Here is a 25,262-nt window from a genome sequence, read left to right on the forward strand (position 1 = left end):
CCCGGCAACGACGCTAAGGACGGCCATTAACAGTTGTCCATAGTTCGACACGGTTCCGGAACCACCCCGAAACAGAACCGCAGGTAGATGACCCGGCCGGTAGGAATAACAGAGAGCCCGGAACCGGTTCCGCCGCACTGCGGGAAAAGCGGCAATTCCGCCGATCATGGCTCGGAAAGCGCTTCCCGCCTACGCTGACTTTCCATGCGACTGGTGCTCACGAGCGACACCCACCTGCCCAAGCGCGCCCGCGACCTGCCCGCCCCGCTGTGGTCGGCGATCGACGAGGCGGACGTGGTCGTGCACGCGGGCGACTGGATGGACGAGGCGGCGCTCGACGCGTTCGAGGGTCGCGCGAAAAGGCTGATCGCTTGCTACGGCAACAACGACGGTCCCGGTCTGCGGGCCCGGCTTCCGGAGATCGCGTACGCGGATCTGGACGGCCTCCGCCTCGCGGTGGTGCATGAGACCGGGCCGTCGAAGGGACGTGAGGAGCGGTGCGCGGAACGGTTCCCGGACGTCGAAGTGCTCGTCTTCGGACACTCACACATTCCTTGGGACACCACCGCGAGTACGGGCCTGAGGCTGCTCAACCCGGGTTCGCCGACCGACCGGCGGAGGCAGCCCTACTGCACCTACATGACGGCCACCGTCGGCGACGCCCGGCTCACCGAGGTCGAGCTGCGCCGGCTGCCGCCGCGGTGATCTCGAGGGCGGCCCGGCGGGGATCGCCCGACCAGCGGCTCGCGAAGGCGTCGATCAGGCGCCAGCCGGCCCGGTGCAGCGCCCGCTGCCGGGCCAGATGGGCCTCAGCGCCGTCCGGATGCGGACCGCAGATGACGCCGGCGTCGCCCACGCAGAGGTCGATCGACCACGGGCCGACCGTGTAGCCGGGGCGCACCTCAGCTCCGAGGCGCGCCAACTCGGCCGCCAACTCCCCGGCCCACCCGGTCGCCGCCGGCTCGTCCGCCGAGGCGGGCGCCGCCGCCGAGGCGTACTCGAAGAAATCCCCGATCAGGCCGTCGGCCTGGTCCAGGGCGGTCACCACGATCAGCCGCCGCCGCGCCCGGGTCACCATCACGTTGAACAGGTTCGCGTCGGCGACGAAACGGCGGCGCCCGGGCGGATCGTCCGGCGACAAGCCGAGCGACACGATCACGACCTCGGCCTCACTGCCCTGGAACGAGTGCACCGTGCCGACCCGCAGACCCAGAGCTTCGATCTGATCCACGGTGTACGCCTCCACGAGCGCCGCCTCCAGCGCCTCGGCCTGCGCACGGAACGGCGAAATGACCCCGATGCCGCCCGGGCCCCGCTGCTCCTCGACGATCTTCAGGACGGCGCCGACCTCGTCACCTTCGACCCGTACGACATCGATGGCGTCGGCGCTCTCGCTCGCCGGGGTGCGGGTCATCACCGAGAGCCGGTCGCCGTAGAAGCGCCGCGCCGAAAAGCCGATCAGATGCGGCGTGCTGCGGTGATGCTCCTCCAGCCAGGTCGTCGGCGCCGCGCCCGCGGCCAGGTCGAAGGCGCTCACCCGGCGCACATCGAGCCGCTCGTCCGCCTCGTGCCGGTCGAGCACGTCGGCCACGTCGACGTCGCTGACGAACGACACGAACCGCAGCTGCCGGGGGTCACCGACGACCAGCGCCCGCTTGGCCCGGGCCAGCACCGGCGCCGCCCGCACCTGGTCCACATGGGACGCCTCGTCCAGCACCACCAGGTCGAACATCCCCGGCGCGGCCGGCAGCAGGTCCTCCACGTCGGCGACGGTCCCGATCCACAACGGCAGCGCCCGCACCAGCGGCGGCGCGTCGAGCTTGGCCAGCAACTCCCGCCGCCGGTTCCGCCCGGCCCGCAGCGCGGTGGCCAGGGCCGCCGAGCCCCGCCGAGCCTCGCGGTCCCACCGTTTCTCACCGCGCGCCGCATGACGCATGGCCACCCCGACGGCCTCGGCCAGCTCGGCTTCGGCCGCGTGCAGCGCCGCCCACCGCGACTCCAGCTCCGTGCCGCCCGTGGCCGCCAGCCGCGCCGCCGCTTGCCGCGAGGAGGCCGCTTTCACCGCTTCGACAACACGCTCATCCGGTACGTCTCCCCGCGCGCCCAACCGCAACCGGGCCCACCACCGCGAAACCGCCCCTCCGGCCAGCCGCCCGGCGACGCGTTCGGCCTCGCCCCTCCGTGCCCCGTCCCGCTCACCGTCGAAGGCGCCCGGCACCTCCGCGGCCAATGCCGGGATCAAGGGCTGCCAGTTCGGCAGTTCGGCCGCGCGAAGCTCCTCCTCCAGCGCTTCGGTGATGAGAGAGCGCTGACGACGTACGGAATCAAGCGCCTCCCGAACGGCCGTGACATCCGCCCGCAACTGTTTCTCGCCGATCCCCTGCTCGGCGCCGGCCGCGAGTTCCGCCGCGAGCCGCTCCCGCCCGCCCGCGTCGCCGAACAGCACCGGAACCGGCCCCGGATAACGCTCCAGCAGATGGGCCAGCACCTCGGCCGCGTGCGGCGACTGCGTGGCGACCAGCACCGACCCGCCCCGATGCACCACTTCCAGCGCCGCCGCCACCACCGTGTGGCTCTTCCCGTTCCCCGGCGGCCCCGACACCACGGTGATCGGCGCCGTCCTCGCCCGCGCCACCACCTCGGCCTGCGCCTCCGTCAGCGGCAACGGGGAGAGAACCGCCTCGTCGTCGCCCCCACGCGAGTCATCGAGCTCGTCGGCGTACACCGCGGCCAAGGCCGTGCCGGTCAGGTCGCGCCCCGCCCAGCTGCGCAGGCTGTCGGCGAGCCCGGCCCCGAAGACGTCCCGCACCACGTAGAGCGCCGCCGACGGCATCAGCACCACCCGATCGGCCGGCGCTCGCCGGCTCGTCGCCAGCGCGTCGACGGTCAGCCCGGTGGCCCGCGCGGCCGACCACAGCCACGCCTTGGTGCCGGTGGCCTCCAGCCATCCCGGCTGGCCCACACCAGGCGCCGCCTCCAGCGCCGCCGCCAGTTCCCGGTCCGCGATCAACGGCGTGATCTCCAGGTCACCCGCCGGCGCCACGGTATATCCGACGATCCCCCGAACCAGCTGCACCGGCTGGCTGAGCAACGGCACCCGGATCTTCGTCAGCTTGCCGTCGACCTCGGCCTTGCCGGCCAGAAAGCCCCAGCCCACACGCAGCGGCCGCTCCTCCTTGTGCAGGGCGCCGAGCGCGGCCAGCCGGTTGACCTCGGCTTTCCGCGGCGCCTTGTGCGCGGCGTCCAGCCACACGAACGGCAGCCCACCCCGCGTGACGTCGAGCACGCGGTCACCACCGGCCGGCGCCAGCTCGGCCAGGGCAGCAAGAACTCGGGACGCTTGCACCGCGCCGACGCTACCGCCCAGCGGCACGCCATCCCACCTTGCACCGGAGCCGCACACTCACGACATGGGGAACGCGCTGTTCGTCGTCCTGATCCTGGCCGCGGCCGCGGTGGCGTTCGTCGTGGCCCGCCGCTCCCGCCAGCACGACCAGCCCTCACCGACTCATCACACCGGCGAGGCCGACTACCCGTCACAGGGCGGTTCGACCCCCGGCATGGGCTACCCCGGCGACTACTCACCACCGTCAAGCGGAGACGGCGGTGGAGGTGGAAGCAGCTAGGTTCTGTCTCTTAGATCAAGGCTGTCGGGTACGGCGCGGAGCCAGTCGAGCATTTCGACGAGGTCGAGGGTGGCTTAGAAGTGAGCGCCCGTTTTGTCGTAGCGGGTGGCCACGCCGCGCCAGTGCTTGCGCCGGTTGAAGCCGCGTTCGACCTGGTTACGCTGCTTGTAGGCGTCCGGGTCGAAGACGGGGTGGGCGGCCGCCGTTACGGCCTTTGCGCAGCCGGTTGGCGATCTGATCACGGGGCTGCGGGATCGTCGTGGTGATGTCTTTGTCCCGCAGCGCTTGGCGGTTGGCCCGTGACGAGTACGCCCGGTCTCCGGTTAACAAGTTCGGACGCTTGCGCGGGCGGCCGGGCCCCGGCGTGACGACGCGGACCTGATCCAGCAGCGGGATCAGCTGCCGGGTGTCGGCTGATTGCCCCGGCGTGATCAGCGAGGTCAAGGACCGACCCCGGCCATCGGCCAGGGTGTGGATCTTCGCGGTCAGCCCACCCCGGGACCGTCCGATGCTCTCGCGTGCCCGCCTTTCAGCGATGCTGAGCCCCTTTTAGCAGCACCGGCTGCGTGCTGATGGGTACGCACGACGGTGGCGTCGATCTGGGCGTCCCAGTGATGTCGTCGTCGAGTTCGGCGAGCGTGATGACCTGCGCCTTCAGCATCGCCCAGGTGCCGTCGGCGGCCCACCGCCGGAACCGTTGATATGGGGTCTTCCAATGCCCGTAGCGTTCGGGCAGATCCCGCCACGGCGACCCGGTGCGCTTGACCCAGCAGATCGCATTGATCACCTGACGGTGATCACGCCACCTCCGGCCCTGAACCGGCTGCGCCGGCAGCAACGGCGCCAGCACAGCCCATTCCTCGTTCGTCAGATCACCACGCGCCACACCCACTCAACGATCGACGCTCATGATCGCCACGATGATCTAAGAGACAGGACCTAGCGCGATCCAACGGCAACCCACCCGGCGTTATGCCCGGCTCCGTCAGCAAGGGCTACGGCCAGCGCCTGACGACCCCGTGGTCGTACACCACGAAGAAGCCCACGGCTCCCGCCACGACGTGCTGGAAGATCGCGGATTGCTGAGAATGGAAACGCTCGGCGCGGTCGGAGACCAAAAGATTGCCGCTGCTCAGACAGAAGATCCGCCCGGCATGATCGCCCAGGAGTTCGAGGGCGCTGACCTGGTTCCGGATCCTTTTGTCTTGCGTCAACAAGGACCATCCGCGACTGAGACCGTACTCCATCCACTCCGGATCGCCGACGTCTTGCGCATCGTTCTCGAAATGATCGGTGATGTCGTGCGTGATCCAGCCTTGCTGTCGCAGCAACCGGGACGTGCCTCGACCCAGGCAGCGGTCCGAAAAGAACTCAGGCTGCGACTCGGATGAGGGCATTGACCTGGTCAAGGCTCAGACCATACTCGTCGGCGACGACGTCCGGGGACTCCCCTGCCCGCCACATGCCCAGCACGGCATCGACCGGAACCTTCGCCGGTTCCACGATCGGAGCGCCCCAGGCAAAGCGCGGGTCGATGACGACTTGGGCGATCGCCGGATCGTATCGGCGGAGAGTGAGGCGCTTCGGGAACTCGTCGTCCTCGTCCCAGACGATGTATTTGAGATAGTCGTCGATGACCGCTCTGATCGGCATCTGGCGATCGCCGGCTCGCGCTACTTCGTCGGAGTCGAGATAGTGCACGAAAATATCGACACCGTCGGTCGCGATGCGTCGAGTAGCCAGCCCGAACTCGGTGCCGAACTGCTCCCTGATGTCAGCCGCCGCGTCGCGGATCTTGTGCGTCGGCAAATGGAGCGCGCGGAGGGAGCGCAGAACGTAGGCCTCGACGAGAGCCACGAACGGCACGGAAGGCCACCCCCGCCGTTCCGGAGTGACGCTGTGCACGAGCGGCCGGCCGGCTGCCTTCTGGCTGAGCCAGTGGCGCACAGTCCGTTCCGGGATCTGCAGCTGAACGGACATTTCCAGGGGCGTGAGCAGCGGCGTCGTGAACTTGTCGATCATCGGTCGGCCCCCTCTCGTCGCCGCTCAGCATGTCATACAGGGCCATACGGCGGCGACGTACGAATCAGTTGCCGACAAAGGTAGGGCCGGGACCCGTTGCGGTTCCCGGCCCTACCTTTGTCGATTAGACGTAGCTGTCAGCCCAGGTCGACCGACGGGTAGAGGGGGAAGCCCGCCAGCAGCTCGTTGGCCTGCTTGCTGATGCTGTCGGAGACGGCCTCGTCGAGCTGGAACTTGGCCTTTGAGCCCTCGGCCGGCTTTGTGCTGGTCAGGACCGTGTGGATCAGCTCGGCGATGGTGTCCATCTCGGCCGCGCCCAAGCCCCGGGACGTCAGGGCGGGGGTGCCGATGCGGATGCCGGACGTGTACCAGGCGCCGTTCGGGTCGTTCGGGATGGCGTTGCGGTTCGTGACCACGCCGCTGTCGAGCAGGGCCTGCTCGGCCTGGCGGCCGGTGAGGCCGAACGGGTGCACGTCGATCAGGACCAGGTGGTTGTCGGTGCCGCCGCTGACCAGCTGGACGCCGCGCTTGAGCAGGCCCTCGGCCAGCGCCTGGCTGTTCGTCACGATCTGCTGGGCGTACGTCGCGAACTCGGGGCGGCGGGCCTCGGCGAACGCGATCGCCTTGGCCGCCATCACGTGGGCCAGCGGGCCGCCCAGCACCATCGGGCAGCCGCGGTCGACCTGGGACGCCAGCGACTCCTGGGCGAAGACGGCGCCGCCGCGCGGGCCGCGCAGACTCTTGTGGGTCGTCGTGGTGACGATGTGCGCGTGCTCGATCGGGTTGAAGTCGCCGGTGAAGACCTTGCCCGCGACCAGGCCGGCGAAGTGCGCCATGTCGACCATGAACGTCGCGCCCACCTCGTCGGCGATCTCGCGGAGGGTCGCGAAGTTCACCTTGCGGGGGTACGCCGAGTAGCCGCCCACGATGATCAGCGGCTTGAATTCGCGCGCCGTCTCCCGCAGGGCCGCGTAGTCGATCTGGCCGGTGGCCGGGTCGACGCCGTAGCTGCGCTGGTCGAACATCTTGCCCGAGATGTTCGGGCGGAAGCCGTGGGTGAGGTGGCCGCCGGCGTCGAGCGACATGCCGAGCATGCGCTGGTTGCCGAACGCGGCCCGCAGCTCGGCCCACTCGGCGTCGGTCAGGTCGTTGACCTGGCGCTTCTCGAACTTCTTGAGGTAGGGCACCTCGACCCGGTCGGCCAGGATGGCCCAGTAGGCGACCAGGTTGGCGTCGATGCCGGAGTGCGGCTGCACGTACGCGTATTCGGCGCCGAACAGGGCCTTGGCGTGCTCGACGGCGACCGCCTCGACGGTGTCGACGTTCTGGCAGCCGGCGTAGAAGCGGCGGCCGATGGTGCCCTCGGCGTACTTGTCGGAGAGCCAGTTGCCCATGGCGAGCAGGACGGCCGGAGAGGCGTAGTTCTCACTGGCGATCAGCTTGAGGGACTCGCGCTGGTCGTGCAGCTCCTTGGCGATCGCGTCGGCGATGCGGGGCTCGACCGACCGGACCACCTCGAGGGCGGACTGAAAGGCGGTGGACTCTGCGTTGGGCATGGGACCTCCCTATCACGGATGAAGAGGCCCAGGCGCACGGCAGGTCAGAGGAGCCGCTCCCCGATGGTTGGCCCATCCGAACGCGCCAGTCACGGCCCGGGGCCAGCATAGCGGGCGGAAAACCCTTTGCGCGCGCCGTCGGCGGCTCCCTAGGGTCGGCCGAAACTCCTGGAGGTGCGTTTCATGACTGTCCGCTGCGTTCCCGTCTCCCTCTTCCGATCGACTGACAGGACGCACCGACATGGATCTTCCACGGCAGTTCCTCATCCGCGAGGGTGACCTCCGGATCCTCAATCCCTTCTCGCCGGCCAAGCTGGCCGACCTCGGCCGGGTTCTCAAGCTGACGCCGGGCACGACGCTGACCGACTTCTGCTCGGGTCGCGGCGAGATGCTCTGCACCTGGGCCCGCGACTACGGCATCACCGGCACCGGTGTTGACATTTCGGTCAAATGGACGCGAGAAGCGCAGCAGCGTGCCGATGAGCTGGGCGTTCAGGCCGACTTCCACCACAGCGACGCCGCCCACTTCGTTTCGCCTGACAAATCCGACATCGCCGCGTGCATCGGGGCGACGTGGATCGGCGACGGCGTCGAGGGCACCATCGAGATCCTCGAACGCAGCCTCAAACCGGGCGGCATGCTCCTGATCGGTGAGCCCTACTGGCGGCTCGACCCACCCGATCAGGAGACGGTCACGGCCTGCCACATGGCCGCGAAAGAAGATCTTCGCGACCTGCCCGGCCTGCTCGCGCACTTCGGCGAGCTCGGCTACGACGTGGTCGAGATGATGCTGTCGAACTCCGACGACTGGGATCGCTACGAGGCGGCGCACTGGCTGAACGTCCGGCGCTGGCTCGACGCCAACCCGGGCGACCCGCTGTGGGCCGAGATGCGGGCCGAGCTCGATACGGCTCCGGTGAGCCACGTGCGCTACCAGCGCGAATATCTCGGTTGGGGTGTGTTTGCGCTGATCAAGCGCTGATCGCTAGTGGCCGGTCGTGGCGGCGGCCGGCCACCGCACTCCCGTGAGCCTTTCCGAGACCTCCCACAGGCGCGCCGCGAGCGCCGGGTCGTACGCCTCGGCCGCCGCGGACACCACCACGGGCTTCCCGGTGAACTGCCCCCATCCGTCCGGTCCGTAGTAGTCGCCGGCCGTCACGCCGGGGTCGGCCGCCGCCCGCAGCAACGGCTGGGCGCCCGCTTCGGCGCTCTGGATCAACCACGAAAACGCCCATTTCGTACGTCCTGACGTGACGAACCGGAAGTGCCAGGGACTGTGGCGCATCAGCGGCGTCCGGGCCGCCCCGGGATGAGCGGCCACGCTGAGAATCCCCGGGTAGCGCCGCCCCAACTCGAACGCGAAGAGCAGGTTGGCCAGTTTCGACCGGCGATAGGCGGCCATCGGGCGATATCCGCGCCCCCAGTCGAGGTCGTCGAAGTCGAACGCGCCGCCCCGGTGGGCGTTGCTGGCGACCGTGACGACCCGGCCGCCGGCCAGCCGGTCGATCAGCAGCCCGGTCAGCGCGAAGTGCCCGAGATGGTTGACCCCGAACTGCTGCTCGTGGCCGTCCACGGTCCGCCCGTAGGGCGGGATCATCAGCCCCGCGTTGTTGACGAGCAGGTCGAGCCGGTGGTCGACGCCGGCCGCGAACGCCCGCACCGAGGACAGATCGGCCAGGTCGACGTCGTTCCGGCCGGCCGCGATGACGGTCGCGCCCTTCGCCCTCAGCTCCCGGGCCACGATCAGCCCGAGCCCGGAGGTGGCGCCGGTGACGAGCGCGGTCCGGCCGGTCAGGTCAGGAATGTCGGCAGTGGTCCACATGCGGAACCCTCCTATAATCGGGATGCCTGTCCCGCTTACGACTATGCGGGATGGCCATCCCGTTTAGCAAGGAGAAGATGTGCGGGCGGACGCCGAGCGCAACCGGGCCAAGGTCGTCGAGGCCGCCATGAAGGCCTTCGCCGAGGACGGCCTGTCCGTCTCGGTGGCCGAGATCGGCCGCCGGGCCGGGGTCGGCACCGGCACGGTCAGCCGGCACTTCCCCACCAAGGAGTCGCTGTTCGAGGCCATCGTCGGCGCCGAGGTGGCCGAGATCCACGCGGAGGCCGAGCGGTTGAGACGCGAGGAAACCCCCGGCGAGGCCTTCTCCCGCTTCTTCGCCTTCATGGTCGGCCGGGCCACCGCCGATCGCGGACTGGCCGAGGCCCTCAGCGGCGGCGGCTTCGACATCGAGGCGGCCGCCGCCCGCACCGGCCACGACCTCGAAAGCCTGGAGTCGGCCCTGCTCACGGACGCCCAACGGGCCGGGACCGTGCGCGCCGACGTCACCCGGGCCGACGTGAAGGCCCTCCTGAACGCCTGCGTCGCCGCCCCCGACCGGGAGCGGATGATCGAAATCGTCGTCGCCGGACTGCGGCCGTCTGACTAGCCTGATCAAGTGAACGGCGTACAGATCCTGCTGATCATCGGCTGCGGCATCGCGGTCTCCTCGTTCGCCAAGCGGCGCGGCGTCGAACCGGGCTGGATCATCGTGGTGCTCGCGGCCGCGGCCTCCTTCATCCCCGGCGTGCCCCGGCTCGAGCTGGAGAGCGAGGTGATCCTCGCGCTCGTGGTGCCGCCGCTGCTCTACTCGGCGACCCGCGGGGCGTCGTTCGCATCGTTCGGGGCGAACCTGCGCCCGATCATCAACCTCGGCGTGATCCTGGTCGTGCTGACCGCCGGCGTGCTCGGCTACGTCACCTCGTGGATCCTGCCGACGATCGGCCTGGCCGCGGCGTTCGTGCTCGGCTCGGTCCTGGCCCCGCCGGACACGATCACCACGGTGTCGCACGGCGAGGAGATGGGTCTGCCCAAACGGGCCACCTCGGTGCTGACCGGCGAGAGCCTGGTCAACGACGCCACCGCGCTGACCCTGTTCGCCATCGCGGTCGGCGCGGTCAACGGCGAGCACGCGAGCTTCGGCGGCGGCGTGGCCGAGTTCTTCCGCAACGCGTCCCTCGGGCTGCTCATCGGCGCCGCCCTGGCCTCGGCGGCCCTGCTGATCCGCAAGCGGCTGCACAACCCGACGCTCGAGACGGCCCTGGTGCTGCTCGTGCCGTTCACCGCCTTCCTGACCGCCGAGGAGGCGCACGCCTCGGGCATCCTGGCCGTGGTGGCGGCCGCGTTCGCGATCACCCTGAACCTGTCGCTCGACCCGAACTTCCAATATCCGGGCGGATATCTGACCCGGATCCGCGAGAACAACGTCTGGCCGGTGCTCGACTTCCTGCTGGAGACCTTCGTCTTCGCGTACATCGGCCTGCAGTTGAAGTTCGTCCTCGAAGATCTCGCCCACGAGGACGACCCGGGCCTCACGCGCACCCTGATCGCGGCCGGGGTGCTGCTGGTGGTGGCCATCGTCTTCCGGATGGCCGGGGTGTTCGTGCTGTTCGAGCGCTACCGCCGCCGCGACGAGCGCCGCAAGCGCCGGGTCAAGGAGGACGTCTATTACCGGGCCCGGTGGCAGAGGCGCGAGGAGGAGCTCCGCAAGCGCGGCGTCAAGTCGCAGGAGCCGCCGACCCGCAAGGAGATCGCGCTGGTCGGCTGGACCGGCATGCGCGGCATCCTGACCCTGGCCGCCGCGGCCGGCATCCCGGAGCACACGGACTCGGGCGCGCCGTTCCCCGGCCGCGACGCGATCCAGGCCATCGCGCTGATCGTCACCCTGGGCACCCTGCTCATCCAGGGCACGACGATCAGCTGGCTGGCCCGCAAGCTGAAGTTCGACCTGGCCGCCGAACACGCCGAGGAACACGCCGAACGCGAGACCGCCGACCAGATCGTCGCCGAGGCCGCCGCCCAGCCGGCGGCCGACCTCGACGCGAGCTTCGAGGCCCAGCGCCTGGCCGTGACGACAGCCGTCCACGACCACCGGATCGGCCAGGACGTGGCCCGCGACATCATCGACGAGCTGGACCTCAGACAGGCCGCCCGGCACACGTCCTGACCCGGCGCGTGAAACCTCAGGCCGGCCGCGCGGCGTACGTCCTGACGTAGTCGAAGCGGGCCGTGGCGCCGGTGCCGCCCATGGCGATCACGCCGATCTTCAGGGTGGCCGGGCGGGACAGCGTCCAGGCGCCGCCCCAGGTCCAGGTGACGCCGTCGCGGCTGGTGGCCATGCGGGCCACGCCGTCGCGGTAGAGCAGGCGCAGCCACATGGTGGCGGGGGCCGGGCCGCCGAAGGACGGGCCCGAGGTGACGGCGTTGGTCGACGTGCGGGTGTCCTCCTTGGTGAACTCGGTCTGCTGGAGGAACGTGTTGGCGAAGCCGGCCAGCGGCAGCACCGAGTGGGCCAGCTTCACGAAGCGGTTGTCGTTGTCATAGAGGACCAGCCCGGCCTGCTGGTTGCCGCGGACACCGTCGAACTGGAGCCGCGTCTCGACCACGAACGAGCCGGCCGGCGCGTCCCGCACCAGCACCCCGGCGCTGTTGCCGCCGAGCGCGATGTCACCGGCCTGCGTGGGCCGCACCAGTTCGCCGCCGCTCACCGTCGCCGCGGCGTCCGGCCTGATCCAGCTCCAGCCGCCGTTCGGGGCGCTTCCGTCGAATTCGTCGGAGTACGCCGGCAGGAGGCGCCCCACCTCAGGATCGGCCACCCGCCTCGTGACCGGCGTGGCCAGCGGAGCCGCGCCCAGATTGTCCACTTCGGCGGCGCCGCCCCGGGAGACGGCTCCGATCCGGCCACCGCCGAAGCCCGGCGGAAGTGTGAGCGGCACGGAGGCGACGTCGTCGTGCAGCCGGTCGGCCGAGACCGTGACGGTCAGCGCGTCACCCCGCCGGGTCAGCACGATCGTGTGCCACGACTGATAGTTGAAGTTCGCCGGCAACGACGCCGACCCGGAGGCCGCCCCCTCGACGACCAGCCGGCGGGAGGCGCTGTCCAGCCAGGCCGTGACGTCTCCGTAAGCGATGCCCGCCGCGTCACCCCGCACGTCACCTTCAATACGGACATTTCCGGAGATTGTCCTCGCAGTGAAAGAGGCGGCGGCACCGTCGGCGGAAAGCCGGCGGCCAGTCTGCGTGAAACCGCCGGTGAAACGATCCGCGGACGACACAGCCCACTTGGTCACCGGCGCGGTCTGTGGACCGGAGGAAGGCCCGGCCCCGGCCCGCACGACCGGCCATCCGTCGATCCAGTCCAGCCGGTCGATCATCAGGGGCCGCTTGGTGAGGTTCAGCGTCGCCCCGTTGGCCCCGGTCACCGGCGGGAAGTCGGGATCGCCCTGCGGGATGGCGTGATAGACGAGCCAGTCCTGCCCGGCCAGGTCGGTGGCGATCGAGTTGTGCCCCGGCCCCACCCAGCCGTTGCCGCTACCGGCCAGCACGATGCCGTCCTTGCTGGTCAGCTCGGTCAGCCCGACCCCGGTCGGCGTGGTGAACGGCCCGAGCGGCGACGTCGACCGCCCCACCTTCACCGTGTAGCCGCTGAAGGCGCCGTCGCAGCATCCGCCGTCGGAGTAGAAGAGGTAGTAGAACCCGTCGCGGTGGACGACGAACCCGCCCTCCATCCGCCGCCCGTGCCCGACCCGCGTGACCGGCCCGCCCAGCGCCGTCGCGTCCGCGTTCATCTTCGCCGCGCAGATGGTGTCGTAGCTGCCCCAGTACAGGTAGTACGACCCGTCGGTGTCGGTGAACATCGCCTGGTCGATGGCGCCGCTCGGGCAGCCGTTGGACGCCGGCACGATCAGCCCGCGGTCGGTCCACGGCCCGGCCGGATTGTCGCTGGTGGCCAGCGCGATGCCACCGACCGACAGCGAATAGGTCAGGTGATAGGTGTTGTCGAAGAACCTGATGTCGGGCGCCCACGGCCGGGTGCCGGCCGGCCACCACGCCGGCTTCGCGGTCAGCGCGAAGACGTCGCCGGCATAGCTCCAGTGCACGAGGTCGGCCGAGGTGAGCGTGGGCAGGATGTGCTCACCCGTCTCGCCGCGGCTGCTGAAGATCGGGTTCGTGGTCCCGTAGGCGTACCACTTCCCGTCCTTCGCCTTGATCACCGCCGGGTCCGGGAGGGTGTCGACGGTGCCGGCGCTGACCGGGTTGGTGTACGACGCCGGCGCCGCGTGGGCTTGCGCCGGTGCCGCGGCAAACGCGGCGATTATCACTATAAAAAGCCATAGCGAGGTACGACTGCGAGCCATCCGTGGCGTCCTTAAGCTCAGAGGGAGACGGTGCGAAATCCCGTGTTGCCGGTCGAGGAATCGGGCGTGTTCGACGAGCGGGCGGCATTGCGGTAGCGATTGCAGTACGAGTCGTGGCAGAGATAGGACCCGCCGCGGATCACCCGGGCCGCCCCCGACCGAGGTCCCTGCGGATCGTCCTGAGGAGACACCGCGTAATAGGTGGGCGAGAACCAGTCCGCGCACCATTCCCACACGTTGCCGACCGGCTGGTAGAGGCCGTACGCGTTGGGCTCGAAGGATCGGGCCGGCGCCGTGGTGAGCCAGCCGTCCTCTTCCGTGTTCACCGTCGGAAAGGTGCCCTGCCAGATGTTGCAGGCCCATTCCGCGGGCAGTTCGTCGCCCCACGGGTAACGCCGCGACGGCGCCCCACCGCGGGCCGCGCACTCCCATTCGGCCTCGGTGGGCAGCCGCCGTCCGGCCCAGGCGCAATAGGCGAGCGCGTCGTTCCAGCTGACGTGCACCACCGGGTGGTCGTCGGCGGCCGGCGAGGACGGGCCGCCGGGATGAGCCCAGTCGGCTCCGGAGACGCCCACCCACCAGGGGGTGCCGGCCATCGTTCCGGCGATGGCGGATTCGTCGGTGACGGCCAGGTGAAAGACGGCGGACCAGCCGAACGTCTCCGCCTCCGTGCGATATCCGGTCGCCTCCGCGAAGGCCCGGAAATCGGCCACGGTCACCGCCGTCGCGTCGATCTCGAAAGCGCCGACCCGCACCGGATGAACGGGCTGCTCGCCGTCGGGACGCACGCCGTCGCCGTGCGCGTCCCCCATGGCGTACGTCTGCTCCGGAACCGAAGCCTGCGGCACCCGGTGCCGCCCCCGCACGGTGATGGCGACCGGCGCGGACACGGACGGCCGGCCGGCGGAAGGGCTGCAGCACGACTCGCTCATACGCCCACCGGCCGGGGCTGGCTGGGATGCGGTTCGTCGCCCAGGCGGGCCTGCTCACGCCACATCGCGACCTTCAGCTCCTCGCGGATGCCCGCGTACGCCGGCTCGTCGTAGACGTTGCGCAGCTCGGCCGGATCGGCCTGGAGGTCGTACAGCTCCCACTCCGGCGGATAGGTCCCCCAGCCGCAGCCGGGGATCCCGAGCCCGTCGTTGTAGAAGTAGATGAGCTTGTGCCGCGCCGTCCGATATCCGTAGTGGGCCGGCGCCTTGTGGAAGACGTCGTCGTGCTCCCAGTAGCGGTAGTAGACGCCCGCCGCGGCGTCATACGCGGATTCGGTGAGAAGGGGCCAGAAACTGCGGCCCTGCATGCGCGGATGCGGCGCCACCCCGGCCGCCTCGAGCAGCGTCTGTGCCCAATCCACATTGGTGACCATCTCGGTGACCACCCCCGGCGTGACCGCCCGCGGACAGGACAGGACGAGCGGCATCCGCAGCGATTCCTCGTACATGAACCGCTTGTCGAACCACCCGTGGTCGCCGAGGAAGAAACCCTGATCCGAGGCGTACATCAAAAGGGTGTCCTCGAACTCGCCGCGGTCGCGGAGGAAATCGGTGACCCGGCCGACGTTGTCGTCGACGGAGGCAACGCAGCGCAGATAGTCCTCCATGAAGCGCTGGTACTTCCAGAGCGCCTCGCCGGAATAGGAAAGACCGGCCGGCGGCGTCTCCTTGAGGTCCTCGAGCGTGAGGTGCTCGGCGATCCGCATGGCCGCCCGCCGGGCCGACGAGGTGCGGGTCGCATAGTCGTCCTCGAAAGTCGGCGGCAGCGGAATCGGATCCTGATAGAGCCCGGCGTGCGCGGGCGACGGGATCCACGGCCGGTGCGGCGCCTTGTGATAGATCAGCACGCAATAGGGGCCGTCGCCGGAGGCGATCCAGTTCAGCGCCAGGTCGGTGATGATGTCGGTGGCGTAGCCCGGAACCGTGCGCAGCCCCTCGGGCGACAGGAACTGGGGGTCGACGTACTCGCCCTGTTCGATCAGCACGTCCCAGTAGTCGAAGTGCTGCGGGTCGTGGCCGGGCCCGTCGCCCATGTGCCACTTGCCGATCATCGCGGTCCGGTAGCCGGCCTCCTTGAGCGCGGAGACGAAGGTCGGCTGGCTCGCGTCGATCGGGGTGACCAGCGTGGTCACCCCGTTGACGTGGCTGTACGTCCCGGTCAGGATGCTGGCCCGTGACGGCGAGCAGAGCGAGTTGGTCGCGAAGCAGTTGTCGAAGCGCCGGCCGAGCCGGGCGATCTCGTCGATCCGGGGCGTGGTGTTGACCGCCGACCCGTACGCGGAGATCGCGTGCGCGGCGTGGTCGTCGGTCAGGATCATCACGATGTTCACTGGTACGACGATTCGTCCAGCCCACTGAGCGTGGGGTCGTAGGAGACCTCACCGACGTCGTACATCGAGGTCATCCAGTGATAGAAGCGGTCGTCGCGCTCCTTGAGCAACGTGTACAGCCGCCGCGTCATCCGCTTGCGGACCGGCTCCATCTCCGGGTGCCGGTAGATGTTGATCAGCTCGTCGGGGTCGCGGTGCAGGTCGTAGAGCTCGTTCGTCGAGTCCGGGTTGACGACCAGCTTGTAGCGGTCCTCGCGGAGCATCCGCTGCGGGTACGGGAAGTGGTGCCCGTGGAACTCGCCCAGGATGTCCGGCTGCCAGTCCGGATGTTCGCCGCGCAGCAGCGGGACCAGGCTGCGGGAGTCGACCGCGTCCGATGTGTCCAGCCCGGCCAGATCCAGGATCGTGGCCGTGCAGTCGAGCAGCGACACGAACTCGTTCCGCACCTGCGCCGGCGCCCCCGGCGCCCGAATGATCCCGGGAGTGCGGTAAATATCCTCGTACATCGCGGGGCCCTTGTCGTGCAACCGGTGCGACCCCGTGAACTCGCCATGATCACAGGTGAAGAAGACGGTGGTCGCCTCGGCCAGCCCGAGCGCGTCCATCTCGTCGAGGATCCGCCCGATCTGCTGGTCGATCAGCGTCACGTAACCCCAGTAGACCGCGATCAGCTTGCGCGTGACCTCGATCGGCATGGTGTCGAAGGTCCAGTGCGCGCTGTAGTTGGCCTGCACCGGCGGCTTGCCCTCGAAGGTCTCGGCGATCGATTTGGGCAGTTCGACGGTCGCCGGGTCGATCAGGTCGAAATACTCGTCGGGGACGATGTACGGCAGGTGGGGCCCGAAGAAGTGGGTGGCCAGATAGAACGGGGCGCCCGACGAGGCGTACGACCGAAGCATCTCGATCGTCCGGGTTGCCATGTAGTACTCGAACGTGGCCTCGACCGGCTGCCGCAACCGCGCCGCCAGCAGGTTGCCCGGCCCGCCGTTGGGCAGCGTGCCCCGGATCCGGTCCGTGATCTCGTACGGGGGAAGGTCGTTCTCCTTGAGATAGGCCAGGTAGTCCTCGTGATCGACCGGGTTGTGCCAGCCCGGCAGATGCGGGCCGTCGAAGCCGTAGTCGGCCGGCGCCTTCTCGGTGCCCGCGTGCCATTTGCCGATCAGGCCCACGTTGTAGCCCCGCTCGCGCAACGCCTGCGAAAAGGTGAACGTGCCGTCCGGCAGGTCCTCCAGATATCCGACGTTGCGCTCGTGGTTGGCCAGCACCTTGTGCCGGAACGGGGCCTGCCCGGTGAGCAGGCTGGCCCGCGCCGGCGTACAGATCGCGGTCGGGGTGTACCACCGGTCGAACCTCGTGCCCGTGGCCGCGAGACGGTCCAGGTGGGGCGTGGAGACCTGCGTGTTCCCGTACGCCCCGAGGGTGTCGACCCGGTGCTGGTCGGTCATCAGGAAGAGGAAGTTCATCCCTTGAACACGTCGCCCAGGTAGTAGGTCTTGGGGTCGGGGTTGGAGGGCAGCTTCTTGGCCTCGACGAAGTAGTCGCCGAGCGCCTTCAGCCACTTGTCGATCGTGCCGTCGGCCGTGTAGCCGTCCAGCGTCTTGGAGTCGAGCATCTTGCTGTTGGCGGCGTCCGCCTTGACCGCGTCGACCGGCTGCTTGAGCAGGGCCGCGGTCAGCTCGACGGTCTTGTCCGGGTTGGCCGCCCGGTAGTCCATGGCCTCGCGCAGCACCTGCACGACCTTGGTGACCGTCTCCTTCTTCTTCTCGGTCACCTCGTTCGAGGCCACGAACGCGGTCGGGAACGAGAACTCGCCCTCGAAGTCGCTGTCCTTGGCCAGCTCGACCAGGCCCGGCTTCTTCTGCTTGATGTTGTTGAGCAGCGGATACCAGATGCCGGCGGCGTCGATCTGGCCCGAGGCGAACGCCGAGACGATCGTGGCCGCGTCCATCGGGACGCGCTGGATGTCGTCGTTGGTGAGGCCGGCCTTCTTCAGGGCCAGAGTGAGGATCATGTCGCCCGAGGTGCCCTCGGGCACGCCGATCTTCTTGCCCTTGAGCTGGGCCAGGTCGGTGATGCCGGGCTGAGCGATGACCCGGTCGGCGTTGCCGAGCGAGTTGGCCGCGACGATCTTCGCCTTGCCCGAGGCGGGCAGCCAGATGGCGCCGGGGCCGATGTAGCCGAAGTCGAGGTCGCCCGCGTTGAGCGCGGTGATCTGGAGCGGGCCGTTGGTGAAGACCTTGGTGCTCACCTCGACGCCGTGCTTGGCCCAGAGCTTCTGGTCGTCGGCCACCGCGAGCAGGCTGCTGCCGTTGTAGTCGGCGATGTATCCGAAGTTGACCTTGGCGGTGCCCTCTCCGGAAGAGTTGTCATCGGCTGATCCGCACGCCGACAGCAGGAGGAGGGAGGCGGCCGCGACGGCCGCGAGAACGCGTTTCATGCAACGGACTCCTGGTGATAGACGGCGCTCCACACGCGATTGCGCAGCGCCGTGAAGGCGGGGCTGAGCCGCATCTCTTCGGTACGGGGATAGGGCAGATCGACGTCGACGACCTCGACGATCCGGCCCGGGCGGGCCGCCATGACGACGACCCGGTTGGCGAGGAAGACGGCTTCGTCGACGTCGTGGGTGATGAAGACGACGGTGCGTCTCTCCTGGCTCCAGGTGCGGAGCAGCTGCTCCTGGAGGCGGACCCGGGTCAGCGCGTCGACCGCGCCGAACGGCTCGTCCATCAGCAGGATCGACGGGTTGACCGCGTAGGCGCGGGCGATCGCGCAGCGCTGCTTCATGCCGCCGGAGAGCGTGCGGGGCAGCGCGTCGGCGAAGTCGCTCAGGCCGACCAGATCGATGAAGTGCTCGGCCACGCGGCGGCGCTCGGCCCGGGCCACGCCGGCCGTGCGCAGTCCGAACTCGACGTTCTTGCGCACGGTGAGCCAGGGGAAGAGCGCGTACTGCTGGAAGATCACTCCCCGGTCCGGACCGGGCCCGGTGATCGTTCTTCCGTCGACGACCGCACGCCCGGATGTCGCCGTTTCCAGGCCGGCCAGGATGTTCATCAGCGTCGTCTTGCCGCAGCCAGAGGGCCCCACGACGGTGACGAACTCGTTGTCCGAAATGTCCAACGACACTCCGCCGAGCGCGGTGAAGTTGTTGTCCGGGAAGACTTTTCGGACATTTTCGACCGTGATCATCGGCGCTCCTGCCAGTTCGTGAGACGCCGTTCGGCGAAGAGGAGGATCCGGTCCATCAGCAGGCCGAGCACGCCGATGCTGATCAGGCCCACGAAGATGGTCGGCAGGTCGTAGTAGAGCTGCGCGCTCTGCATCCGGTAGCCGAGGCCCTGCTGCGCGGCGATCAGCTCGGCCGCCACCAGCGTCGCCCACGACGAGCCGAGCCCGACCCGCATGCCGACCAGGATGAACGGCATCGACGCCGGCACCACGACCCGCGCGAAGATCGTGCCGTCCTTGGCCCCGAGCACCCGGGCCGCGTTGATCAGCGTCTTGTCCACGCCGACGACGCCCTGGAAGGTGGCGATCACGCAGGCCAGGAACGAGGCCAGGAAGATCACGAAGATCTTCGGGGTCTCGCCGATGCCCATCAGCACGACCGCGAGCGGGATGATCGCCAGCGGCGGGATGGTCCGGAAGAACTGCACCCACGGCTCGATCAGGCCGCGCACGATCCCGTACCAGCCCATCAGGAACCCGACCGGGATGGCCAGCGCGACACCGAGCACGAAACCGGCGAGCACCCGCCCGAGACTGGCCAGCACGTCGTCGAGCAGCGTGCCGTCCTTGATCAGCTCACCGCCGCGCTCCAGCACCTCCGGCGGCGCCGGAATGTCATAGCCGCCAAGCGAGAAACCCCACCACACGGCGATGCCGAGCAGGACCGAGATGACATTCAAGACAGCTTTGGGTACGCCTCGACGACGGCGCTCGGTGGGCGGCGAGCCGGCCGCCACCTCGGTATCGGCCTGGATCACGGTCATTGCGGGCTCCCGGAGAGAGACGGGTAGTCGTCGAGCAGCGGCGACTGGCGGAAGCAGGCGGCGATCGCGCCGCGGGCGCCGTCGTCGTCGCCGAGGCGGGCGGCCCGGATCAGCGGGCCGGGCCCGCCGACCGACACCAGCTCGGCCGCGATCACCGCGCCCGCCCGCGCGACGATCGCCGGGACGGCATGCGGCAGCGGCCCGCCGATCACGATCTGGTCGGGGTTGAGGATCAGCGCGGCGTCGGCCAGCACGCGGCCCAGCGCCTCGGCGAGCTGGTCCATCGCCTCACGAACCCGGGCCTCGTCGCGGCGCGCGGCCAGCTCGCCGAGGTCCCGAACATCCGCGGCCGCCAGCGCCGGCCCCACCGAGGCAATCGTCTCGAGGCACCCACGCTTGCCACACCGGCAGACTTCCCCCGCCGGATCGACCCGCACATGCCCGAACTCGCCGGCCACCCCACGAGCCCCGGCCACCAGCCGGCCCCCGACCACCAGCCCGCCACCGATGCCATCGGCCAGCCGCACGTAGAGCACGTCATTCACCTCGGCCACGCCGCCCGCGATCCGCCCAGCGTTCCCCGCAGCCGCGCCGCCACCCTTCCCAGCAACGCTCCCCACGGCCGCGCCGCCGGCCTTCCCCACGACGCCTCCCGCAGCCGCGCCATCCGCTGGCCGGTCGGTGATCGCGTGCGGCGGGGCTTCCCCTTCGATGGCCTCGGCCAGGGCCGCGAAGCGCGTGTTGTTGTCGACGATCACCGGGACGCCCGGCGTGAAACGGTCGGCGAAGGCGGCGAGCACGCCGGCCCGGGAGCCGTCCGGCGAGTAGGGGCCGGCCACCCCCACCCCGATGCCCTGCAACGCCGCGAGCGTGATGCCCTGCTCGCGGGTCAGCCGGTCGACCAGGGCGACACCGGCGGCCAGCTTCCGCGGCCACGACATGTCCGACGGGTAGGCCGCCACCTCACTGGCGATGATCTCGTGGGCGGCGTCGGCCACCGCCACGCGGACCCGGCTGTGACCGAGGTCGACCCCGAGGAACTGGCCCGAGCGGGGATCGAGCGCCAGCAGCTCGGCCGGGCGGCCGCTGCCGGCGCGTTCGCGGGCGTCGGTGGTGACCACGACGATCGCGCCGCGGGCCAGCAGGTCGCCGGTGATCTCGCTGAGCGTGGTGCGGGACAGGCCGGAGCGGGCCGCGATCTGCGACCGGCTCAGCCCGCCGCGCTCGCGCAGGATCGACAGCACGCGCTCCTCATGCGCGCGCCTGACCAGCGCATGTACTCCTCCGGACCCGGACACGAGGCCACCGTAGGGCGGCCCGAATTTTTCCGTCAACAGTCCGGCAGAATTATCTCTTCAAAACCGGTAGGAAAAGATCCTGGGCACAGCATCAGACAGGACATTCATCCTCTTTCCACAAAAAATCTTCCTAGGCTCGGTCGAAACGTGCGGCAACACGACGAGGAGCGAGACGATGACGCAGCGGTACGAGGGAAGACCACTCCCCCGCCCCGGCGAGGAGCTGACCGATCAGGGCCTGGGCTTCGACCTCGGCACGCTGATGAGCCGCCGGAACATGCTGCGCGGCTTCGGGCTCGGCGCCGCCGTTCTCGGCCTGGCCGCCTGCGGCAGCAACGACCCGGTGTCGTCCACCTCGGCCACCACCACGTCGGCGACCAGCACCGGCGAGATCCCGGACGAGACCGCCGGGCCCTACCCCGGTGACGGCTCGAACGGGCCGGACGTCCTGGAGCAGAGCGGTGTGGTCCGCAGCGACATCCGCTCCAGCTTCGGCACGGCCAGTGGGACCGCCGAGGGCGTACCCATGAAGCTCGAACTCACGATCCTCGACATGGCCGATGACGACGCGCCGTTCAAGGACGTCGCCGTCTACGTCTGGCACTGCGACCGGGACGGCAACTACTCGCTCTACTCCGACGGCATCACCGGCGAGAACTATCTGCGCGGCGTGCAGATCGCCGACAGCGCGGGCAAGGTGACCTTCACCAGCGTCTTCCCGGCCTGCTACAGCGGACGGTGGCCGCACATCCACTTCGAGGTCTACCCGAGCCAGGCCGACATCACCGACTCCACCAAGGCCATCGCCACGTCCCAGGTGGCGCTGCCCAAGGCCACATGCGATCTGGTGTACGCCACGACGGGCTACTCGAAATCGGTGACCAACCTGAGTCAGGTCAGCCTGGCGAACGACAACGTCTTCGGCGACGACTCGGCCGCCCTGCAACTCGGCACCGTCAGCGGCGACGTCACCAACGGGTTCACCGTGGCGCTGACCGCGAAGGTCGACACGACGACCACCCCGACCGGCGGGGCGGCTCCGGCCGGCGGCGGTGGCCCGGGCGGCGTACGGCCCAGCAGTGCTTAGTTCCGTAACCAGTTTTACTTGCCTGTAACACCGGGCATCGATAAGACTGACTGCGTTGGTCGCACCCCCGCCACCGAATCCCCCACCGGATCACCTCGGCCATCCCCGGGCCGATCCCGGCGCGGCGGCGTGGGGTGCGCCCCTATGTCAGCCGTAGGCCGAGCCACAACGCGAGCACCCCGGCGACCAGCGCGACCGGCACGGTGAAAAGGCCCAGGCGCAGGAAGACGCCCGCGTCCGGGGCCGCGTCCTCGTTGTGCAGGATCTGCCGCCACAGCAGCGTGGCCAGCGAGCCCACGTAGGTCAGGTTCGGGCCGACGTTGACGCCGATGAGCATCGCCAGCAACAGCCCCGGCGACGATTCCACCCCGGGCAGCAGCACCAGCGTGGCCGGCAGGTTGTTCAGCAGGTTGGCCAGCACGGCGGCGAGCCCGGCCATGGCCAGCATCTCCCCCAGCCCGCTCCCGTCCGGCACCAGGTGGTCGATGAGCGCGCCGAGCCCGTGCACCCGGATCGCCGCCACGACGACGCCGAGGGCCAGGACGAACGCGCAGAAGGCCGGGTTCGCCTCGCGGATCAAGGTCAACGGCGACGACCTCAGGGGTACGGCGAGAGCGATCGCCCCCGCGACCGCGACCCAGGCCGGGTGGACGCCCAGCGGCTGCGCGACCGCGAAGCCGGCCAGGGTCAGCCCGAGCACCACCAGCGCGTACCGCGGGGCCGGGCCGTCGCCGCCGTTGGTCTCCGGCTCCACGCGTACCCGCAGGTCGTCGCGGAAGAACCAGCGGAACACGACGTACTCGGCCAGGATCACGGCCACCCAGGGCAGCGCCATCACCCCGGCGAAGCCGAGGAAGGTCAGGCCGCTGGCCGCGAAGGCCAGCAGGTTGGTCAGGTTGGAGACGGGCAGCAGCAGCGACGCCGAGTTGGCCAGGTGCGCCGAGGCGTACGCCGGCGGGCGGGACCGGACGCCGGTGCGGGCCGCCGTCACCAGCACGACCGGGGTGAGCAGCACGACCGTCGCGTCCAGGCTCAGCGCCGCCGTGGTCAGCGAGGCGGCCACGAAGACGGCGCCGAGCAGCCGCACCGGGCGGCCCCGGCTGATCCCGGCCGCGATCCGCCCGGCGTACCGGAAGACGCCGTGCTCGTCGGCCAGGTGGGCGACGACCAGGACGGCGGCCAGGAAGCCGACGGTCGGGCCGAGCTCGCGGACCTCGGCCCAGGCCTCGCTCAGCGGGACCAGGCCGGCCGCCACGGCGATCACGGCCGCGGGCACCGCGGCCACCGCCTCCGGCAGCCCGCGGGGACGGACCACCGCGAACGCCAGCACGCCGGCGAGCAGGGCCGCCGCAATGATCAAGTCCACCGCGGGAGACTACGAGCCGAAGAGCTCCCCCGCACCCGAGACGGCGAGCACACGGGCCACCACGCCGGTGGCTTTGATCACGCGGAAGGTGGTGCCGGCGGTGGTCGCCGCGTTGTAGCCCTCGATGAGCGCGCCGAGCGCCTCGGAGTCGAGGAAGGTCGTGCCGCCGAGGTCCACCATGACGTCGCCGCGGTCGACCGCGCCCAGGATCGCCGCCCGCAGGTCGTCACGGGCGTTGATGTCCAGCTCTCCGTCGAGGCACAGGAGAGTGGCCGTGCCGTCGGCCATCCGCTCCTGGCCGATCTTGTAGGAATCAGCCACGGGCCTTTTCTACCAGCACTCGATCGGATCAGCCCGGGAAGCTGGCCCAGACGTGCTTGGCCTGTTCGGTCGTGTACCAGCCGACGTCGATCGCGAAGGTGCGGGTGAGCTGCAAACCGAGGCCGCCGGCGCCGAGCGGGCGGTCCTCGGCCACCTGGGGCTCCGCCTCCAAATCGTGATCGGCGACGTCGATGATCAGCCGGTCCGCCTGCCGGAGCAGGCGCACCTCGGTCGGCGGAAGCCCGTGCCGCAGCGCGTTGGTCGCCAGCTCGGTGGCGACCACGGCCACCTTGTCGGTCAGATCGTCCTGCGCCGCCGCGGGCACCCGCGCGATCGCCTCGCGCAGGGCGGCCCGCAGACCGCGCAGCTCACCGAAGTCGTCCAGCTTCCAGCACCGCAGCTCCGACGCGGCCGGAAAGGGAACCGATACGCGGAGCGAAGTCATGGCGTCCATCTTGCCCGTTCTGTGGCCCTTGACACTCGACCGTCCGACCGCCGGCCGAGAAACTTATGTACTAATCCGATTTGGCAGAGCCCGGCTCGGCCATCTTCCGGTGCATCTCGGCCTTTGCCTTGTCCGGCATCACCTTGGACGCCGCACCCTGCACCTTTGTCTTGAGCGAGCCGGCCACGACCTTCTCGTCGCCGTTCATCAGCGCCTTGAAGCCCTGCTCGGCGACCTGGGCCGGGTCGTCCTTCTTGCCGGTGCCGACGGCGGTGTCCATCATCTCGGCCCGCTCGAAGAACTGGGTGTCCGTCGGGCCCGGCATCAGCGAGGTCACGGTGACCCCGGTGTCCTTGAGCTCGGCCCGCAGCGCCTCGGCGAACGACTGCACAAAGGACTTCGACGCGTTGTAGACCGCCTGATAGGTGCCAGGCATCATCGACGCGATCGACGAGGTGAACAGCACCCGGCCCGCGCCACGGGCGACCAGGTCGGGCAGCACCCGCTTGGCCAGGTGCACGGTCGAGGTCACGTTGACCGCGATGATCTCGAGCTCGTCCTCCAGGTCGGTCTCCCGGGTGAAGTCGCCGCCGAGTCCGCGGCCCGCGTTGAGGGCGATGGCGTCGACCGGGCGGCCGGCCTCGCGGATCGCGGCGTACGTCTGCTCGACTCCCTCGAAGGTGGCGAGGTTCGCCCGCACCGCGGTCACCTCGCGCCGGCCGTCGCGGCGGAGGTCGGCCGCGGCCTGGTCGATATCGGCGTCCTCGGCCACGACCAGCAGATCGAAGCCGTTCTGTGCGAATTGCCGTGCCAGCTCATATCCGATGCCGCTGGAGGCACCGGTCACCACTGCGAATGTCATGCCCCTTGGCGTGCCCGGAACGCGGCGATCCAATCGACCGCGCGCAAGATCCGCTCCGTATAGTTGCTATCACGCAAAGTAACTCATACTTTCGGCTAGTCTTTCCTGGCCCTCTCGGCTAGGGTTCTCATATCCGAACGGCCACGTGTGCGGGTCGATGGTTATCGGATCGATCGCCGTCGACCAG

Annotated in this window: 23 protein-coding genes, 1 pseudogene and 1 riboswitch; of the genes and pseudogenes, 6 read left to right on the forward strand and 18 right to left on the reverse strand. The window is 69.7% G+C overall.

The genetic code is table 11. The annotated features are described in order from the left end of the window. Positions 1 to 204: 204 nt before the first annotated feature. On the forward strand, positions 205 to 705 hold the full coding sequence (locus tag ACFY36_RS25820; protein ID WP_499748504.1) for a metallophosphoesterase family protein: 501 nt from the start codon (positions 205 to 207) through the stop codon (positions 703 to 705). Here the strand turns inward: ACFY36_RS25820 and ACFY36_RS25825 are convergent. Continuing rightward, entirely contained in the window at positions 668 to 3,346 is a 2,679-nt protein-coding gene (locus tag ACFY36_RS25825; RefSeq protein ID WP_499748505.1) for an AAA domain-containing protein, read from the reverse strand. The two genes, ACFY36_RS25820 and ACFY36_RS25825, sit on opposite strands and share 38 nt — an antisense overlap. A gap of 64 nt (positions 3,347 to 3,410) precedes the next feature. Between ACFY36_RS25825 and ACFY36_RS25830 the strand changes: the two genes are divergently transcribed. Further along, the gene (locus tag ACFY36_RS25830) at positions 3,411 to 3,626 is read left to right on the forward strand and encodes a hypothetical protein (protein ID WP_499748506.1); all 216 of its coding nucleotides are present in this window, start codon (positions 3,411 to 3,413) and stop codon (positions 3,624 to 3,626) included. Between the two features lie 74 nt (positions 3,627 to 3,700). On the opposite strand, the pseudogene ACFY36_RS25835 reads toward ACFY36_RS25830, so the two are convergent. The 4 genes and pseudogenes from ACFY36_RS25835 to ACFY36_RS25850 form a co-directional block, all read right to left on the reverse strand. Then, positions 3,701 to 4,512, reverse strand: a pseudogene (locus tag ACFY36_RS25835) (IS5 family transposase). Between the two features lie 109 nt (positions 4,513 to 4,621). Further along, a complete protein-coding gene (locus tag ACFY36_RS25840; RefSeq protein ID WP_499748507.1) occupies positions 4,622 to 4,957 on the reverse strand; it encodes a PIN-like domain-containing protein in 336 nt (111 codons plus the stop codon). A 40-nt stretch (positions 4,958 to 4,997) separates the two neighbouring features. Then, positions 4,998 to 5,648 carry a DUF433 domain-containing protein gene (locus ACFY36_RS25845; RefSeq protein WP_499748508.1) on the reverse strand — a complete coding sequence of 217 codons (651 nt, stop codon included), beginning with the start codon at positions 5,646 to 5,648 and terminating at the stop codon, positions 4,998 to 5,000. A gap of 137 nt (positions 5,649 to 5,785) precedes the next feature. Next, positions 5,786 to 7,204: a glycine hydroxymethyltransferase gene (locus ACFY36_RS25850; protein ID WP_499748509.1), complete on the reverse strand. Its 1,419-nt coding sequence runs from the start codon at positions 7,202 to 7,204 to the stop codon at positions 5,786 to 5,788. Positions 7,205 to 7,223: 19 nt separating this feature from the next. Next, a riboswitch (ZMP/ZTP riboswitch) is annotated at positions 7,224 to 7,307 on the reverse strand. A gap of 138 nt (positions 7,308 to 7,445) precedes the next feature. On the opposite strand from ACFY36_RS25850, the gene ACFY36_RS25855 reads away from it, so the two are divergent. Next, complete coding sequence (locus ACFY36_RS25855; protein WP_499748510.1) at positions 7,446 to 8,186, forward strand: SAM-dependent methyltransferase; 741 nt, start codon at positions 7,446 to 7,448, stop codon at positions 8,184 to 8,186. A gap of 3 nt (positions 8,187 to 8,189) precedes the next feature. On the opposite strand, the gene ACFY36_RS25860 is transcribed toward ACFY36_RS25855, so the two are convergent. Continuing rightward, complete coding sequence (locus ACFY36_RS25860) at positions 8,190 to 9,026, reverse strand: SDR family NAD(P)-dependent oxidoreductase (protein WP_499748511.1); 837 nt, start codon at positions 9,024 to 9,026, stop codon at positions 8,190 to 8,192. 79 nt (positions 9,027 to 9,105) lie between these two features. Here ACFY36_RS25860 and ACFY36_RS25865 point away from each other — a divergent pair, with 79 nt between their 5' ends. Both ACFY36_RS25865 and ACFY36_RS25870 read left to right on the forward strand, forming a co-directional pair. Continuing rightward, positions 9,106 to 9,633, forward strand: coding sequence for a TetR/AcrR family transcriptional regulator (locus ACFY36_RS25865; protein WP_499748512.1), 528 nt, complete (start codon positions 9,106 to 9,108; stop codon positions 9,631 to 9,633). A 9-nt stretch (positions 9,634 to 9,642) separates the two neighbouring features. Continuing rightward, positions 9,643 to 11,190 carry a cation:proton antiporter gene (locus ACFY36_RS25870; RefSeq protein ID WP_499748513.1) on the forward strand — a complete coding sequence of 516 codons (1,548 nt, stop codon included), beginning with the start codon at positions 9,643 to 9,645 and terminating at the stop codon, positions 11,188 to 11,190. Between the two features lie 16 nt (positions 11,191 to 11,206). Here the strand turns inward: ACFY36_RS25870 and ACFY36_RS25875 are convergent, their stop codons facing one another. From ACFY36_RS25875 to ACFY36_RS25910, 8 genes are read right to left on the reverse strand one after another with little or no spacing between them, the layout of a single operon-like run. After that, positions 11,207 to 13,345, reverse strand: coding sequence for a glycoside hydrolase family 43 protein (locus tag ACFY36_RS25875; protein WP_499748514.1), 2,139 nt, complete (start codon positions 13,343 to 13,345; stop codon positions 11,207 to 11,209). A gap of 53 nt (positions 13,346 to 13,398) precedes the next feature. Continuing rightward, complete coding sequence (locus ACFY36_RS25880) at positions 13,399 to 14,313, reverse strand: formylglycine-generating enzyme family protein (protein WP_499748515.1); 915 nt, start codon at positions 14,311 to 14,313, stop codon at positions 13,399 to 13,401. Beyond that, positions 14,310 to 15,704, reverse strand: a complete 1,395-nt coding sequence (locus ACFY36_RS25885; RefSeq protein WP_499748516.1) for a sulfatase family protein — start codon at positions 15,702 to 15,704, stop codon at positions 14,310 to 14,312. Before ACFY36_RS25885 ends, ACFY36_RS25880 begins: the two co-directional genes overlap by 4 nt. Further along, the gene (locus tag ACFY36_RS25890; protein ID WP_499748517.1) at positions 15,701 to 17,167 is read right to left on the reverse strand and encodes a sulfatase family protein; all 1,467 of its coding nucleotides are present in this window, start codon (positions 17,165 to 17,167) and stop codon (positions 15,701 to 15,703) included. Before ACFY36_RS25890 ends, ACFY36_RS25885 begins: the two co-directional genes overlap by 4 nt. Next, positions 17,164 to 18,141 carry an aliphatic sulfonate ABC transporter substrate-binding protein gene (locus ACFY36_RS25895; protein WP_499748518.1) on the reverse strand — a complete coding sequence of 326 codons (978 nt, stop codon included), beginning with the start codon at positions 18,139 to 18,141 and terminating at the stop codon, positions 17,164 to 17,166. The genes ACFY36_RS25890 and ACFY36_RS25895 overlap by 4 nt, the downstream gene beginning before the upstream one ends. Beyond that, entirely contained in the window at positions 18,138 to 18,893 is a 756-nt protein-coding gene (locus ACFY36_RS25900; RefSeq protein WP_499748519.1) for an ABC transporter ATP-binding protein, read from the reverse strand. Before ACFY36_RS25900 ends, ACFY36_RS25895 begins: the two co-directional genes overlap by 4 nt. Further along, positions 18,890 to 19,696, reverse strand: coding sequence for an ABC transporter permease (locus tag ACFY36_RS25905; protein ID WP_499748520.1), 807 nt, complete (start codon positions 19,694 to 19,696; stop codon positions 18,890 to 18,892). Before ACFY36_RS25905 ends, ACFY36_RS25900 begins: the two co-directional genes overlap by 4 nt. Further along, a complete protein-coding gene (locus ACFY36_RS25910) occupies positions 19,693 to 20,940 on the reverse strand; it encodes an ROK family transcriptional regulator (protein ID WP_499748521.1) in 1,248 nt (415 codons plus the stop codon). Before ACFY36_RS25910 ends, ACFY36_RS25905 begins: the two co-directional genes overlap by 4 nt. 229 nt (positions 20,941 to 21,169) lie before the next feature. Between ACFY36_RS25910 and ACFY36_RS25915 the strand changes: the two genes are divergently transcribed. Then, on the forward strand, positions 21,170 to 22,081 hold the full coding sequence (locus tag ACFY36_RS25915) for an intradiol ring-cleavage dioxygenase (RefSeq protein ID WP_499748522.1): 912 nt from the start codon (positions 21,170 to 21,172) through the stop codon (positions 22,079 to 22,081). Positions 22,082 to 22,223: 142 nt separating this feature from the next. On the opposite strand, the gene ACFY36_RS25920 is transcribed toward ACFY36_RS25915, so the two are convergent. The 4 genes from ACFY36_RS25920 to ACFY36_RS25935 all read right to left on the reverse strand — a co-directional run bounded on the left by ACFY36_RS25920 (position 22,224) and on the right by ACFY36_RS25935 (position 25,075). After that, on the reverse strand, positions 22,224 to 23,447 hold the full coding sequence (locus ACFY36_RS25920; protein ID WP_499748523.1) for an SLC13 family permease: 1,224 nt from the start codon (positions 23,445 to 23,447) through the stop codon (positions 22,224 to 22,226). Between the two features lie 9 nt (positions 23,448 to 23,456). Then, positions 23,457 to 23,768 (reverse strand): STAS domain-containing protein, encoded by a 312-nt coding sequence (locus tag ACFY36_RS25925; RefSeq protein WP_499748524.1) that lies wholly within the window; start codon positions 23,766 to 23,768, stop codon positions 23,457 to 23,459. A 28-nt stretch (positions 23,769 to 23,796) separates the two neighbouring features. Beyond that, positions 23,797 to 24,213, reverse strand: coding sequence for an ATP-binding protein (locus tag ACFY36_RS25930; RefSeq protein WP_499748525.1), 417 nt, complete (start codon positions 24,211 to 24,213; stop codon positions 23,797 to 23,799). A gap of 70 nt (positions 24,214 to 24,283) precedes the next feature. After that, a complete protein-coding gene (locus ACFY36_RS25935) occupies positions 24,284 to 25,075 on the reverse strand; it encodes an SDR family NAD(P)-dependent oxidoreductase (RefSeq protein ID WP_499748526.1) in 792 nt (263 codons plus the stop codon). Between the last annotated feature and the right edge of the window lie 187 nt (positions 25,076 to 25,262).

Source organism: Actinoplanes sp. NPDC000266, from assembly GCF_042899005.1.
GTDB lineage: Bacteria > Actinomycetota > Actinomycetes > Mycobacteriales > Micromonosporaceae > Actinoplanes.